Here is a 15,339-nt window from a genome sequence, read left to right as displayed (position 1 = left end):
CCCCGGCGAGAGGGGCGTAATGCCGGAAGCGCAGCTAATCTTGGCTGTTGTGGCGTTCCTGCCCCCTTCCCCCCAAGTGCCGTTCCCCCCGGAACCGCCTCCCCGTGTCACCGTGCTCGGGCTGCGCGGCCGGCAGTGGATGGTCGTCGCGATCGTCGTCGGCTGCTGCTATCTGCTCGCGTCCGTGGCCGCGCTGGGCAGCGTGTGGAACACCTACACGCGCGACCCGACGGACGCGGAACTGGAGATCGCGTCGCGTGCGGAGGTCGCGCAGCGGTGGCGGGCGTGGCCCGCGGAGCGCATCTTCCCCGACCGGATCCCGTACCGGGTGGACGAGGGCGCGACCGAGTACGCGACGCGGACCGGCATCGTCCCGGACAAGGGCTGCGCGGACGCCGTGGACGCCAAGCTCGTGGCGACGCTGCAGCGGCACGGATGCGAGGCGGTCCTGCGCGCGACGTACGTGGGCGCGCTGAACGGGATCGTCACGACGGTCGGCGTCGTGGTCTTCCCGGACGCGTTCAAGGCCGACCGGGCGTTCAAGGAGCTTCCGGGCGACAAGCAGCCGGACGGGTCGGGCGGCGTGGCGCCCGCGCTGAAGGCGGCGGCGTTCCCGGGGACGGCCTCGGGACGGTTCACCGACGCGGCGCGGCAGGCGCGGGGCAGCGACCGCGGCGGCCCGTACGTGCTGCTGACGACGTCCGGGCACGCCGACGGTCGGCCCGCGGCGGCGGTCGAGCGGGAGCGGCCGGGGCGCCCGTTCGTCCTGGCGCCGCAGCTCGCGAACGCGCTGGAGGAGTCGCTGTCGACGCCGGCGCTGCCGGACTGCTCCGAGCGCGAGTGGCGATGCTGAGGCGGGCGGCGGCGGCACTGACCGCGTTCGCGGTGGTGTGGGTGCCGGGGCCCGCGCACGCCGACGAGGTGCGGCAGCGGCAGCAGGGGGTCCTGGACGTCCTCGGCGTGGACGAGGCGTGGGGGCTGACGCGCGGCGAGGGCGTGACGGTCGCGGTGGTCGACTCGGGCGTCGACCCGAACCAGGCCGATCTGCGGGGCTCGGTCACCGAGGGGCCCAACATGCTCGCGGAGACGGACGCGGGGACGCGGCCGGAGCGGCTGCACGGCACCGGCATGGCGTCGCTGATCGCCGGGCACGGGCACGGGCCGGGCGGCAACGACGGGGTCATGGGGATCGCCCCGGAGGCGCACATCCTGTCGATCCGGGCGATCGCGGAGGAGGAGGACGCCGGGTACGCGGCGTTCCGCCGCTCGAAGAAGGCGGCGGAGGCCGTCGCGCGCGGCATCCGGCACGCCGCCGACAACGGCGCGGACGTCATCAATCTGTCGCTCGGCAAGGAGGGGGAGATCCCCGCGGAGCGGGAGGCGATCGCGTACGCGATGTCGAAGGGCATCGTGGTGGTGTCGGCCGTCGGCAACGACGGCGACGACGCGGGCGTCCTGGACGGCAACGGGTTCGCGCCGTACTCCTACCCGGCGTCGTACCCGGGCGTGATCGCGGTGGCGGCGTCGCGGCCCGGCGGAGCGCGCGCCCCGTTCTCCAACAGCAACTACTCGGTGCTCGTGGCGGCGCCCGGCACGGGCCTGCCGGTCGCGCTGCCGGGCGGACGGTACGTGCTGAGCAGCGGCACCAGCGACTCCAGCGCGATCGTGTCGGGCATCGCGGCGCTGATCAAGGCGGAGTACCCGAAGCTGCCGCCCGCGCTGGTCGCGCAGGCGATCGTGGACGGGACGCGCAACGGGCCCGCGGAGACCTACGACGCCGAGACCGGCTTCGGGGTGGTGCACGCGGCGCGGTCGCTGTCGGCGGCGGCGAAGCTGGTGCAGGCGCGGGCGAAGACGACCGGGGGCAAGCCGCCGGGGCAGCGGTTCGGTGCGGGGGAGCCGGAGCCGGTGCGGGTCATCGAGCGTCCGGGCTGGTTCACGGGCGTGCTGGTCCTGGTCGTGGGCGGCGTCCTCGCCGGGACGGTCGCCGCGGTGTGGATCTCGGCCCTGTTCGCCCGCCGCCACCCGCGTGCCGAGGGCGCGCCGCCCGTCCCCGGCCCGCCGCCGGGCTCGGGACCGGGACCGGGCTTCGGCCCGCCGCGGTTCGGGGCCGGTCCGGTGCCCGGTCACGGTGCGGTCCGCGGTTCCGGGTCGTGGCCGCCCGGCGGACGCGAGACGATCGGGTGATGGAACCCGACGAGTACTCCGAGGCCGTCCTGGACACGGTCGAGCGGATCCCGCCCGGCAGGGTGCTGGCGTACGGGGACATCGCCGAGCTGCTCGGCCGGGGCGGGCCCCGGCAGGTCGGCCGGGTGATGTCGCTGTTCGGCGGCGGGGTGCCGTGGTGGCGCGTGATCCGCGCGGACGGGAGCCCGCCGCGCTGCAATGAGGTGCGCGCGTACGAGGAGTGGCGGGCGGAGGGCACGCCGCTGCGTCCGGACGGGCGCCGCGTCGACATGGCGCGCGCCCGCTGGCACCCGGACGACCCCGCCTGAGCCCGCCTGAGCCCGTCCGGTCACATTTACCTGCTCTTCCGGAGGATGCCCCGGCCTTCAGGCCGGGGCAGGAATCCGGACTCCGTCAGGAGCGTCCCGGCGAAGCCGGGACACTCCCGCACCCCCGGAACACCCGAAGAAATCTTCAGAACAACCGCAAGACAACCCCATGAACACGTAAACTCACAGAGTGTGAGGACGGCGTATCGGTGCCGGGCGTACCCGGACCCCGAGCAGGCGGCCATGCTGGGCCGCACGTTCGGGTGTGTGCGCCTGGTGTGGAACAAGACCCTCGCCGAACGCACCCATGCCCACCGCACCGAGGGCAAGCACACGTCCTACAAGGAGACCGACGCCGCGCTGACGGAGTGGAAGAAAACCGAGGATCTGGCGTTTCTCTCCGAGGTGTCCAGTGTGCCGTTGCAGCAGGCGCTGCGGCACCAGCACACCGCATTCGCCAACTTTTTTGCGGGACGCGCGAAGTATCCGAGGTTCAAGAGCCGCACCGGCCGCCAGTCCGCGCACTACACCCGCTCGGCGTTCCGCATGCGCGAAGGTGAGCTGCGGCTGGCCAAGACCACCGCGCCGCTTGAGTTCGTGTGGTCGTTCGACGATGTGGACGTGGCCGGGCTGGAGCCCACCATGGTGGTGGTTTCGCGCGAGCCCGACGGCCGCTGGTACCTCACCTTCGGCGTCGACACCTGCGACCCGGACCCCGCGCCGCCGGTCGGGTACGCGATCGGCATCGACGTGGGGATCAAGGATTTCGCGGTGACCTCCGACGGGCGGCGCATCCCCAATCCGAAGCATCTGGAGCGCAAGCAGCGGAACCTGGCCCGGTACCAGCGGCGCATGGCCCGCAAACAGCCCGGCTCGGCCAACCGCCGCAAAGCCAAAACCAAGGTCGCCCGCGCCCACCGCAAGGTCCGCGACGCCCGCCAAGACTTCCTGCACCGCACCAGCACCAACCTGGTCCGTGACGCCGACACCATCGTGATCGAAGACCTCGCCGTCGCCAACATGGTCAAGAACCGGAACCTGGCGCGGGCGATCTCCGACTGCGGGTGGGGCGAGTTCCGCCGCATGCTCGAATACAAAGCCGAACGCGCCGGACGCACCCTGATCGTCATCGATCGCTGGTTCCCCAGTTCCAAGACGTGCTCGCACTGCGGGCACGCCTGGAGCATCTGAGTCTTTCCGCCCGGTGCTGGATGTGCCCGGGCTGCCGCACCCGGCACGACCGGGACGTCAACGCGGCCAAGAACATCCTTGCGGCCGGTCACGCCGCAGCCGGGCGTCTGTCCCCCGGCGATGTCTGTGGAGCCGATGTAAGACGGCCGGGGGTTCCTCGGCCGCCGACGGCGGAGAAGCAGAAACCCCTGCGGCGCGAGCCGTAGGAATCCCCTCCCTTCAGGGAGGGGAGGAAGTCAATTCGGCGTTCCACCCTGCACACTTCCGCGACATGGGTGCGTTGTGGTCCGATCATGCTCGTTGATCTGCTGCAATGAACTGTTGTGCCGCCTGCTTCCTACCGTCTCGTGCGCCGCGCCGGTCCCGCGCGCGCAGCCGCGCCCGTCCTGGACGACCGGCAGCGGCGCGTGGTCGAGCATGCCGGGGGGCCGCTGCTGGTCCTGGCGGGGCCGGGCACCGGGAAGACGACGACGATCGTCGAGGCGGTCGTCGACCGGATCGAGAACCGCGGCGTCGACCCCGAGCGCGTGCTCGTCCTCACGTTCAGCCGGAAGGCGGCGGGGGAGCTGCGGCAGCGGATCGCGGGACGGCTGCGGCGGACGACGCGGACGCCGCTCGCGCTGACGTTCCACGGGTACGCGTACGCGCTGCTGCGGCGCGAGTCGGTCGACAACGAGGAGCCGTCGCCGCGGCTGCTGTCGGGCCCCGAGCAGCTCCTCGAAGTGCGGCGGCTGCTGGAGGGCGAGCTGGCGGACGGCGCGCCCGGCTGGCCGGAGCGGCTGCGGGCGGCGCTGGCGACGCGCGGGTTCGCCGAGGAACTGCGTGACTTCGTGCTGCGGGCCGTCGAGCGGGGCTACCTGCCGGACGACCTGGACGCGCTCGGCCGCATCCGGGGACGGGACGACTGGCACGCGATCGCCGGGTTCATGGACCGCTACGAGGAGCGGTTCGCGCTCGATCCCGTCCCGACCTACGACTACGGCGAGCTGATCCAGATCGCGGCGGCGGCGCTCCTCGAAGAGGAGGCGCGGATCCGCGAGCAGGACGCCTACGACGTCGTGTTCGTCGACGAGTACCAGGATTCGGACCCGGCGCAGGAGGCGCTGCTGCGGCACCTGGCGGGCGGGGGCCGCGACCTGGTCGCGGTGGGCGACCCCGACCAGTCGATCTACGGGTTCCGGGGCGCGGACGTGCGCGGGATCCTGGAGTTCCCCGAGCGGTTCCGGACCCTGAAGGGCGAGCCCGCGCCGGTCGTCGCGCTGCGGAACTGCCGCCGGATGGGCCCGGAGATCCTGGCGGCGTCCCGCCGGATCGCGCGGCGGCTGCCCGCCGGGTCGGCGGTCGCGGCCGAGCACCGGGCGCTGATCCCGCCGGAGGACCTGGAGGAGGGCGAGGTCCGGGCGGTGATCGCCGACTCGGAGTCGCAGGAGTCGGCGCTGGTCGCGGACGAGCTGCGGCGCGCGCACCTGCTCGACGGGGTGCCGTGGTCGCGGATGGCGGTGCTGGTGCGCAGCGCCGTCCGGCAGGTGCCGGTGCTGCGGCGGGCGCTCGCGCAGGCGGGCGTGCCGGTCGTGGTCGCGGGCGACGAGGTGCCGCTGGTGTCGGAGCCCGCGGTGCGCCCGTTCCTGGTGCTGCTGCGGGCGGCGCTGAAGAAGGACTACCTGGACGACGCCGTCGCCGAAGATCTGCTGACCGGCCCGCTCGGGGGCGCGGACGCGCTCGGTATGCGTCGCCTCAAGCGCGCGCTGCGCGACCTGGAGGAGCTCTCGGGCGGGAACCGTCCGCTGGGGGACCTGCTGGTGGCGGCGGTGAACGACCCACGGGAAGTGTCGCTCGTCCATGAGCGGGTGCGGGGCCCGGCGGAACGGGTGGCGCACCTGATCGAGACGGCGCGGCGGAGCGTCGCCGACGGCGGCACCGCCGAGGACGTCCTGTGGGAGGTGTGGCGCGAGAGCGGGCAGGCCGACGGGCTGCTGGCGCAGAGCATCAAGGGCGGGACGCGCGGCGCCGCCGCCGACCGGGACCTCGACGCCGTCGTCGCGCTGTTCGACCACGCGGCCCGGTTCGTCGACCGGCTGCCGCAGGCGGGCCCGGAACTGTTCGTCGACAACATCGCCGCGCAGGAGATCGCCGGGGACACGCTCGCCGAGCAGGCGCCGGAGGGCGAGGCCGTCCGGATCCTCACCGCGCACCGCTCGAAGGGCCTGGAGTGGGACGTCGTGGTCGTCGCGGGCGTGCAGGAGGGCGTCTGGCCGGACCTGCGGCTGCGCGGCTCGCTGCTGGGCGTCGAGGAGCTGGTCGAGCACCACGCGGGCTCGCAGGAGGACGGCCCGGCGGACGGGCCCGCCGTGGGCGCGTCGATGTCGGCGAAGATGCTCGACGAGGAACGCCGCCTCTTCTACGTCGCGGTGACGCGCGCGCGCAAGCGGCTGGTGGTGACGGCCGTGGGCGGCGACGACGCCGAGGAGCGGCCGTCCCGCTTCCTGAACGAGCTGCTGCCGGGCGCGATCGAGCAGTCGCAGCTCGACGAGAAGACGCGGTGGCTGTCGCTGGCGGCGCTGGTCGCCGACCTGCGCTCGGTCGTCGCCGACCCCGGACGTCCCGAACGCTGCGGCGCGCGGCCGCCGGGCACCTCGCGCGGCTCGCGCGGGCGGGCGTGCGCGGCGCCCGTCCGGAGAACTGGTACGCGATCACCGCCCTGTCGGACCCGGGCCCGGCGTTCACCGACGACGAGCAGATCACGATCTCGCCGTCGCAGGTGGAGGCGTTCACGACCTGCGGGCTGCGGTGGCTGCTCGCGTCGGCCGTCGGCGCGCAGGAGGGCGGCCCGAACGAGTACAGCACCATGGGCAAGGTCGTGCACGCGGTCGCCGAGATGGCGGGCGCCGACGACGGGATCGACGAGGTGCACGTCGCCGAGCGGCTCGACGACATCTGGAACGACCTGGAGTTCCGCAGCTCGTGGTACTCCGACAAGCAGCGCGAGCAGGCCACGCGGATGGTCGACAAGTTCCTGAGCTGGCACCGCGACAACCCCAACGAGGTCGTGGCGCTGGAGGAGTCGTTCAAGGTCGACCTCGGCCGCGTCGTCATCAAGGGCCGCATCGACCGCGCCGAACGCGACGAGCTCGGCCGGGCCGTGATCATCGACGTCAAGACGTCCACGACGGCGGTGCCGAAGGACGACCTGGCGCGGCACCCGCAGCTCGGCGTGTACCAGTACGCGGTGATGCTGGGCGCGTTCGAACGCCACGGACTGATCGAGCCGGGAGGCGCGAAGCTCATCCAGGTGGGGAAGGCGGCGTTCTCTGCGCGCGCGCGGGAACAGGAACAGCCGCCCCCTGCCGACGACCCGGATCCCGAGTGGCCGAAGAAGCTCATCGAGGTCGTCGCCACCGGCATGGCCTCGGACGTCTTCCAGGCCCGCGCCAACGACAAGTGTCGGACGTGTCCCGTACGCTCCTGCTGCCCCGTCCACGACGAGGGCGGGCAGGTCGGTGACTAGGCGGGCGGACGCGGGGGGCCTTCGGTGATCACCCCGGCCGAGCTGGCGCGGCTGCTGGAGATCCCCGAGCCCACCGACGAGCAGGCCCGCGTGATCGAGGCGCCGATGGCCCCGATGGCGGTCGTCGCGGGCGCCGGATCCGGCAAGAGCGAGACGATGGCCGCGCGCGTCGTGTGGCTCGTCGCGAACGGGTTCGTCCGGCCCGAACGCGTCCTCGGGCTCACCTTCACCCGCAAGGCCGCCGCCGAACTGGGCGCGCGCGTCCGCAGGCGGCTCGACACGCTGCGCGAGGTACTGCCGGCGGACGAACTGGAGCGGCTCGGCGGCGAGTCCCTGTTCGACGGCGAGCCGATGGTGTCGACGTACCACTCGTACGCGGCGCGGCTGTTCGGCGACCACGCGCTGCGCGAGGCGCTCGAACCGACGATGCGGCTGATCTCCCCGGCCGTCGCGTGGCAGATCTGCTCGCGGGTCGTCGACGCCTACAACGGCCCGATGGACCGCATCGACTGGTCGCCCGACACGGTCACGAAAGCGGTCATGGAGCTCTCCGGCGACCTGTCCGAGCATCTGCGGACGGCCGACGACGTGCGCGGCGTCGGCGCGCGGCTCGACGAGATGTTCGCGGCGCTGCGCAAGCCGCTGAAGGCGCAGCGCGACGTCCTCGCCAAGCAGGCCGTCCGCGAGCAGCTCATGCCGCTGATCGAGGCGTACGGGCGGGCCAAGTCGGTGAAGGAGATCGTCGACCACGGCGACCAGATGGCCCTGGCCGCCCGGATCGCGCACCGGCACCCCGAGGTCGGGATGATCGAGCGGTCGCGGTTCTCGGTCGTGCTGCTCGACGAGTACCAGGACACGAGCCAGGCGCAGCTCGTCCTGCTGCGGTCGCTGTTCGCCTCCGGGCACCCGGTGACGGCGGTCGGCGACCCCTGCCAGTCGATCTACGGGTGGCGCGGCGCGAGCGCCGGGAACCTGCTGCGGTTCGCGTCCGACTTCCCCGTGCAGCCTTCGATCGGGGGGCGGCGGCCGGTTCCGGCGCCGGTCGTGCAGCTCAGCCGGTCGTTCCGGAACGGGGAGCGGATCCTCGACGCGGCCGCCCGCATCCAGGAGGAGCTGCGCGCCGACACCGAGGCCGTGCCGGTCCTCGTGCCGGGCGCCGGACGGGACGGGCGCGGGCGCGTCGAGTGCGCGCTGTTCGACACCGTCGAGGAGGAGGCCGACCGCATCGCGGCCCGCATCGCCGCGCTGCTCACCGCCGACCAGGACACCGCCCCGGACGGCGCCCCGCAGGTCGAGCCGCTGCGGTTCTCCGACGTCGCCGTCCTCGCCCGGAAACGGTCGCAGTTCCCGCTGCTGCGGCGCGCGCTGGAGGCCCGCGCGATCCCCGTCGAGGTCGTCGGGCTCGGCGGGCTGCTGACCGTCCCCGAAGTGCAGGACGTCGTCGCGACCATGCGCGTCATGCACGACCCGTCCGCCGGGGCGTCGCTGGCGCGGCTGCTCACCGGCCCGCGCTGGCGGCTCGGCCCCCGCGACCTCGTCGCGCTGGGGTGGCGGGCGGCGCGCTGGCCCAGGAACAGGCGCGGGACGTGACGCGCGCCGCGAGCGCGACGAGGAGGCCGAGCCGGTCGCGGTCGAGGCCGAGCCGTCCGGCGGAACGGGGGAGGAGGCGCCGGACGATCCGCTGCGGCAGCTCGTCGGGGAGCTGAACCAGGAGACCGGCAGCCTCGTCGACGCCCTCGACGACCTCGGCGACCCCGCCGCGTACTCGCCCGAGGGGTTCGGGCGGCTGCGGCGGCTCCGCGACGAGCTGCGGGTGCTGCGCGGGCAGGTCGGGCTGCCGCTGCCCGACCTGGTCAACGAGGTCGAGCGGGCGCTCGGGCTCGACATCGAGGTCGCCGCCCGGTCCGGGCTCGACCCGGTCACCGCGCGCGCCGACCTCGACGCGTTCATCGACTCCGCCGCGCGGTTCGCCGGGGACGCCGAGGATCCGACGCTCGGCGCGTTCCTCGCCTACCTCAAGGCCGCCGAGACCGAGGAGTTCGGGCTGGAGGCCGGGCGGGTCGGGGAGACCGACAGCGTCAAGCTGCTGACCGTTCACGCGTCCAAGGGCCTGGAATGGCCGGTCGTGATCGTCCCCGGGCTGTCGTTCACCGCGCAGAAGAACGGCAACCCGGCGAAGGGCTCGATCTTCCCGTCGCCGCCCGCGAACGCGACCCGCTGGACCGCGAACCCGCGCGTCCTGCCGTTCCCGCTGCGCGGCGACCGCGCCGACCTGCCGCACCTCGCCGGGCTGGAGAAGGACGACCTCGCGGCGTTCGAGCAGGCGTGCGCCGAACGGGACGTGCGCGAGGAGCGGCGCCTCGCGTACGTCGCGGTGACGCGCGCGTCCGCCCTGCTGATCGTCACCGGGTACTGGTGGGGGTCGTCGGGGCGCCCGCTCGGGCCGTCGCCGTTCCTGGAGGAGGTCCGGGAAGTGTGCGCGGCCGGGGCCGGGAAGATCGTCGCGTGGGCCGCCCGGCCGCCGCAGGACGCGACGAACCCGCTGCTCGCCGACCCCGAGGAGGCGCCCTGGCCCGCCGCGCCCGGCGACCGCGGGCACACCGACCTGTCCGCGCGGGAACGGTACGAGGCTGTCGTCGAAGGCGCCCGCATGGTCGAGGACGCCATGGCCGGGCGCGTCCGGCCGTGGGCGGGCGACGAGGGGCTCGCCGCGTCCGAGCGGGCCCGCATGTCGGCGTGGGCGCGCGACGTCGAGCTGCTGCTCGCCGAGCGCGACCGCGGCCGCGGCGGCGACGGGACGCTCGTCGAACTCCCCGGGCACCTGTCGGTGTCGTCGCTGGTTTCGCTCGCCCGCGACCCGGCCGCGCTCGCCCGGCAGATCCGCCGCCCCATGCCGCGCCCGCCCGCCCCCTACGCGCGGCGCGGCACCGCGTTCCACTCCTGGCTGGAGGGCCGCTGGGGGCAGCAGCGCCTCCTCGACCCGGACGAGCTGCCCGGCGCCGCCGACGAGGACGCCGCCGACGACGGCGACCTCGCGCGGCTGCAGGACGCGTTCGAGTCGTCGGAGTGGGCGGCGCGCGAACCCCTCGACATCGAGGTGCCGTTCGAGACGATCATCGGGGACCGGCTGGTACGGGGCCGGATGGACGCGGTGTTCCGGTCCCGCGACGGGACCGGCTACGAGGTCGTCGACTGGAAGACCGGACGGCCCCCGTCGGGCGACGACGCGCGGTTCGCGTCCGTCCAGCTCGCCGCCTACCGGGTCGCGTGGGCGCAGCTCGCGGGCGTCCCCGTCGCGGAGGTGAGCGCCGCGTTCCACTACGTGCGCGCGGGCGTGACCGTCCGTCCGGCCGACCTGCTGGACGCGGCCGGGCTCGCGGCGCTGCTGGACGGCGTCCCGGCCGGGTGACCGCCCCGGCGTTCACCGGACGGCCGCCCGCCGATCACCGGGTGATCATCGTCACCCGCCTCTGTTCACCGGGGGGTGGTTTCGGGGATGATCCGGGGAACCGACCCAGGGAGGCGTCGTGCCGGTGTCCCATGACGAGAAGGTGGTCCGCGAGTTCTCCAAGCAGGCGGCCGGGTTCGCCGACCCCGTCCGCAACGAGGCGTTCACCCGCCACCTGGACCGGCTCGTCCGGTTCATGGACCCCGAGATCGACAACGAGGACGTCGTGCTGGAGGTCGCCGCCGGGACGGCGCTGGTGTCGCGCGCGGTCGCGCGGCGCGTCCGGCACGTCACCGCCCTCGACCTGACGCCCGCGATGCTCGCCGAGGGCAAGCGCGCCGTCGACCGCGACGGCGTCACCAACGTCACCTTCGCGCACGGCGACGCCGCCGCCCTGCCTTACCTCGACCGGTCGTTCACCCTCGTCGCGACGCGGTTCTCCCTGCACCAGGCAGCCGATCCGAAGGCCGTCGTGCAGGAGATGGCGCGGGTCAGCCGACCCGGCGCGGCGATCTTCATCGCCGACCTCGTCCGCCCGGACGACCTCGGCGGCGACCCCGACCGGATCGAGCGGCTCCGCGACCCGTCGCACGGCACCGTCCTGACGGAGTCGCAGATCGGCGAGCTCGTCACCGGCGCGGGCGCGGAGCTCAAGCGGGCCGAGCGGTTCGACGTCGTCCGTCCGCTGGAGCCGTGGCTGGAGTTCTCCGGCACGCCGGAGGACGTGCGCGAGGGGATCCGGCGCGAGCTGCGGGACGAGCTGTCCGGCGGGCCGCGACCGGGATGCGTCCGAGCGAGCGGGATGGGGAGCCGCACTTCACGCACTCGCTGCTCTTCCTGCACGCCATCGCGGGCTGACATTCCGGGAACGCCCCGACGATCCGGGCGCGACACGCGGCACTTTTTCGAGCAAACGTTCGACGTCGCTCGCTCATGTGTTCTATGTTGTCGCGCATGGCATCCAGCACCCTTCCCCTCGACCGGCCTCTGGAACGCGAGCCGGCCGCGCTGGCGATGCGCATCGGCGTGGTGGCCGCCGAGGCCGCCCTCGCCGCGTTCGCGCGCAACCTCGACGTGGACGACCTGGCCGACGGCATCGACTTCCAGGGCGCCATCGGCCCCGCCGAATGGCCGCTGTTCTCCCTGGTCATCGACACCCTCGCGGAGGCCGCGCCGGGCGACGAGCGGCCGCTGGACGAGCGCCGCGCGGACGCCCTGAACGACCTCGCCCGGATCTGCATGGCTACCCGTGGAGGGCCTTCGACCTGACCTTCCCCGTGCTGGTGCGCGGCAGCTCGTCGACGAAATGGACGTCGCGGGGCACCTTGTAGCGCGCGAGGTGCTCCTTCACGTACGCCTTGAGGTCGTCCGCGCCGACCCCGGCGCCGGGCGCCCGCACCACGTACGCGGCGAGGCGCTGCCCGAACTCGGCGTCGTCCACCCCGGTCACCGACGTCTCGGCGACGTCCGGGTGCCCGCCGAGCAGCGCCTCGACCTCCCCGGGGAACACGTTCTCCCCGCCGGAGACGATCATGTCGTCGGCGCGCCCGTCGACGAACAGCCGCCCCGCGTCGTCGAAGTGGCCGAGGTCGCCGGTGCTCGTCAGGCCGTCCCGCACCTGCTTGCCGCCGCCCCCGGTGTAGCCGGCGAACCGCAGCCCGCCGCCGACGAAGATCTCGCCGGGCTCGCCCGTCGGCAGCTCGCGGCCGTCCTCGGCGAGGATCCGGATCGTCAGCCGCAGCGAAGGCCGCCCGACCGTGCCGGGGGCTTCGCGCAGGTCGTCCGGGGTAGCGATGGTCGCCCAGCCGACCTCCGTCGCCCCGTACACGTTGACGAGGACGTCGCCGAACCGCTCCATGAACGCGTCCGACACGTGCGGGTGCAGCGCCGAGCCGCCGCACACGACCGTCCGCAGGGACGCGCCGCCGCGTCCGGCACGTCCAAGATGCGCTGCAGCATGATCGGGACGGCGACGAGCGTTCCGGCCTCGGTCTCCGCGACCGACCGCAGCGTGCCCGCCGCGTCGAAGCGGCGCGTCAGCACCAGCGGCATGCCCATGCCGAGCCCGACCGTCGAGTAGGCGAAGCCGAGCAGGTGGAACAGCGGGGGAGTGATCACGATCGGCGAGCCCGACCGGACCGGGACGCGCATCAGGTGCGTCAGCGCGGCCGGGATCATCGCCCCGACCGACATCTCGTGCCGCGCCCCCTTCGGGGTGCCCGTGGTGCCGGACGTCATGACGATCACGTTGCTCGTCCGGGCGGGGTTCAGCGGTTCGGCGCGGGTCTCCGCGACGAGCGCGTCGATGCTCTCCAGTGCGGGCGCGTCCGTCCAGGCGAGGATCCGCGCGCCGCCGAACGCGGCGTCGTCCACGACCGGCGCGAACTCCTCGTCGTGGACGAGCAGCCCGACGCCCTCCCGTTCGACGACGTCCGCGAGCTGCCGCGCGGAGAAGTCGGTGTTGAGGAGCACCACGTCGGTGCCCAGCCGGGACGCCGCGAGGACCGCCTCGACGAACCCCCGGTGGTTGCGGCACAGGATCCCGATGCGGTCGTCCGCGCGGACCCGGTCGCGCAGCGCCGTCGCCAGTGCCGCCGCCCGCGCCTCCAGCTCCGCGTACGTCAGCTCGCCGCGCTCGTCGATGATCGCCGTCCGTCCGGGGAACCGCAGCGCGGCCATCGCCCCGACCGTGGCCGGGACGGGACCGTAGCGCAGGAAGGCCAGCGGCATCCGGACCGCCCGATCCGGACGCACCGGACGCAGCGCGCCGACGTCCCAGACCGCGCGTGCCGCCCGTACTCCGTGTCCCGCGAACGAACGCACCCGGTCGAGCACCGAAATCTCTCCTTTGTCGGGAAGGTCGCCATACCCATTAGACGAGATGTTCAACGGCGCGCAAAAGACTAGGGTGACGTCGATGCCAGCGAACCCCGGACCCCTGACCCCGGACGACCTCGACTCGGCCGTCCAGGTCTCCCTCGACGCCCTGCGCGAGGTCCCCGCCGACGCGTGGGACGGCGACCCCGCCTCGCTCGACTGGACCCGCTGGGAGACCGTCGAGCACATGTGCAACGCGCTCATGCTGTACGCCGTGCAGTTCGGGCCGAAGAAGCCGCCCATGGACGGCAACGTGCCGTTCGCCCGCGCGGGCCGCAGGCCCGCAGCCCCGTCGACCATGATCCGCGCCGACACCGCCGCCGGACCCGAGGGGCTCTTGCAGGTCCTCGAATCCTGCGCGGCGCTGACCGTCGCGATGGCCCGCGTCACGTCACCGGACGCCCGCGCGTACCACGTCTACGGCGCGTCCGACCCCGAGGGCTTCGCGGCGATGGGCGCCGTGGAGATGCTCCTGCACACCTACGACCTGATCGAGGGCCTCGGCATCCCGTACGCCCCGCCCGCGGGCGTGTGCGCGCGCGTCCTGTACCGGCTGTTCCCGGACGCCCCCGCCGACGAGCCCCCGTGGCCGACGCTCCTTTGGGCGACGGGCCGCGCCGACCTCCCCGGCCGCCCCCGCGTCACGGACTGGCGCTGGGACGGCACGCCGCGGTGATCGCCGACGACCTCGACCGGACGGTCGACCTGGCCGTCGCCGCCCTGCGCGCGGCGCCGCCGGACGCGTGGGACGCCAAGGCCGGTTCCCTCGACTGGACCTGCTGGGAGACCGTCGAACACCTCGCCGACGACCTGTTCGCCTACGCCGTCCAGATCGGCCCGCGCACGCCGCCGATGGACGGGCTCGTCCCGTTCGTGTGGGAGAGCCGCCGCCTCGGCGGCCCCGCGAACGCCGTCCACGCGAACCGCGACGCGGGCCCCTCCGGACTGCTGCAGGTGCTCGAAGCGTCCGGCGCGCTGCTCGTCGCGATGGCCCGCGTCACGCGGCCGCACGTCCGCGCGCACCACGTGTTCGGCGCGTCCGACCCCGAGGGCTTCGCGGCGATGGGCGTCGTGGAAACGCTCGTCCACACGCACGACCTCGCCGAGGGCCTCGGCCTGCCGTGGGACCCGCCCGCCGACGTGTGCGCGCGCGTCCTGGCGCGCCTGTTCCCGGACGCCCCGTCCGACGAGCCCCCGTGGCCGACGCTCCTTTGGGCGACGGGCCGCGCCGACCTCCCCGGCCGCCCCCGCCCCACGACCTGGCGCTGGAACGGCACGCCGCGATGACCGAGTCGGGTGACTCCACCGGTCTCGCGGAGTACATACGGACGTTCCAGGCCGAGGGATATCGCGTTGACGAGGTCGTCCAGTCGAAGTGCGCGACCTGCGACGGGCGCGTCTTCGAGGTGCTTCTGGACGATCTGAACGGCGTCGCTCAGCGGACGTGCGTCCGGTGCGGGACCGCCGCGTACATCGCGGACGGCGCGGATCACCTCGACGAGGCCGAGCTCGTCATCTGCGAGTGCCCGTGCGGTGAGGCGGAGTTCGAAGTCGGGGTCGGATTCTCGCTCCACGCCGATCGCGAGGTTCGCTGGATCAGCGTCGGGCTCCGATGCGTGGCCGACGGGGCGGTCGGGGTGTACGCCGACTGGAAGATCAACTACGGGCCGTCCGCGCACCTGCTGGACGAGTGCTGACGGCGCCGGTGCCGCAGGCGGTCGCGGGTCCAGCCCGTGTGGCGGACCCGCAGCGCGTCGCCCGTCAGGTCGGCTCGTCCTGGATCGCGGTAGTTCGGCGGCGAGCGCGCCGGTGTGGGCGTCCAC

The 15,339-nt window shown here is 73.9% G+C and carries 10 protein-coding genes and 3 pseudogenes; 11 read left to right on the top strand and 2 right to left on the bottom strand.

The genetic code is table 11. The features are described from left to right. The first annotated feature begins 112 nt into the window (after positions 1-112). The 8 genes and pseudogenes from BJF79_RS19230 (at position 113) to BJF79_RS19200 (ending at position 11,858) form a co-directional block, all read left to right on the top strand. The gene (locus BJF79_RS19230; protein ID WP_083733581.1) at positions 113-853 is read left to right on the top strand and encodes a hypothetical protein; all 741 of its coding nucleotides are present in this window, start codon (positions 113-115) and stop codon (positions 851-853) included. Further along, a complete protein-coding gene (locus BJF79_RS19225; RefSeq protein WP_083733587.1) occupies positions 847-2,187 on the top strand; it encodes a S8 family serine peptidase in 1,341 nt (446 codons plus the stop codon). The genes BJF79_RS19230 and BJF79_RS19225 overlap by 7 nt, the downstream gene beginning before the upstream one ends. Continuing rightward, positions 2,187-2,495 (top strand): MGMT family protein, encoded by a 309-nt coding sequence (locus BJF79_RS19220; RefSeq protein ID WP_075899272.1) that lies wholly within the window; start codon positions 2,187-2,189, stop codon positions 2,493-2,495. The genes BJF79_RS19225 and BJF79_RS19220 overlap by 1 nt, the downstream gene beginning before the upstream one ends. A 192-nt stretch (positions 2,496-2,687) precedes the next feature. Next, positions 2,688-3,892: pseudogene (locus BJF79_RS19215) on the top strand (RNA-guided endonuclease InsQ/TnpB family protein). 141 nt (positions 3,893-4,033) lie between these two features. Further along, positions 4,034-7,191, top strand: a pseudogene (locus BJF79_RS19210) (ATP-dependent helicase). A gap of 24 nt (positions 7,192-7,215) precedes the next feature. Next, positions 7,216-8,781, top strand: a complete 1,566-nt coding sequence (locus tag BJF79_RS67090) for an ATP-dependent helicase (protein WP_410050113.1) — start codon at positions 7,216-7,218, stop codon at positions 8,779-8,781. Positions 8,782-9,004: 223 nt separating this feature from the next. Beyond that, the gene (locus BJF79_RS67085) at positions 9,005-10,600 is read left to right on the top strand and encodes a PD-(D/E)XK nuclease family protein (RefSeq protein ID WP_410050112.1); all 1,596 of its coding nucleotides are present in this window, start codon (positions 9,005-9,007) and stop codon (positions 10,598-10,600) included. Between the two features lie 118 nt (positions 10,601-10,718). Beyond that, positions 10,719-11,858: a class I SAM-dependent methyltransferase gene (locus tag BJF79_RS19200; RefSeq protein ID WP_262402266.1), complete on the top strand. Its 1,140-nt coding sequence runs from the start codon at positions 10,719-10,721 to the stop codon at positions 11,856-11,858. Between the two features lie 24 nt (positions 11,859-11,882). Here BJF79_RS19200 and BJF79_RS60695 read toward each other — a convergent pair whose 3' ends face one another. Next, positions 11,883-12,173: an AMP-binding enzyme gene (locus BJF79_RS60695; protein ID WP_262402275.1), complete on the bottom strand. Its 291-nt coding sequence runs from the start codon at positions 12,171-12,173 to the stop codon at positions 11,883-11,885. A 165-nt stretch (positions 12,174-12,338) separates the two neighbouring features. After that, positions 12,339-13,318, bottom strand: a pseudogene (locus tag BJF79_RS19190) (AMP-binding protein); the annotation flags it as partial. Between the two features lie 238 nt (positions 13,319-13,556). On the opposite strand from BJF79_RS19190, the gene BJF79_RS19185 reads away from it, so the two are divergent. From BJF79_RS19185 to BJF79_RS19175, 3 genes are read left to right on the top strand one after another with little or no spacing between them, the layout of a single operon-like run. Continuing rightward, positions 13,557-14,192, top strand: coding sequence for a maleylpyruvate isomerase N-terminal domain-containing protein (locus BJF79_RS19185; RefSeq protein ID WP_075899322.1), 636 nt, complete (start codon positions 13,557-13,559; stop codon positions 14,190-14,192). Further along, entirely contained in the window at positions 14,189-14,803 is a 615-nt protein-coding gene (locus tag BJF79_RS19180; RefSeq protein ID WP_262402265.1) for a maleylpyruvate isomerase N-terminal domain-containing protein, read from the top strand. Before BJF79_RS19185 ends, BJF79_RS19180 begins: the two co-directional genes overlap by 4 nt. After that, positions 14,800-15,213, top strand: coding sequence for a hypothetical protein (locus tag BJF79_RS19175; protein ID WP_075899320.1), 414 nt, complete (start codon positions 14,800-14,802; stop codon positions 15,211-15,213). The genes BJF79_RS19180 and BJF79_RS19175 overlap by 4 nt, the downstream gene beginning before the upstream one ends. The last annotated feature ends 126 nt before the right edge of the window (positions 15,214-15,339 follow it).

It is taken from the genome of Actinomadura sp. CNU-125 (assembly GCF_001942465.1).
Classification (GTDB): Bacteria; Actinomycetota; Actinomycetes; order Streptosporangiales; family Streptosporangiaceae; genus Spirillospora.
Note: the sequence above shows the minus strand (reverse complement) of the source record. Positions and strands in the feature narration are given on the sequence as shown.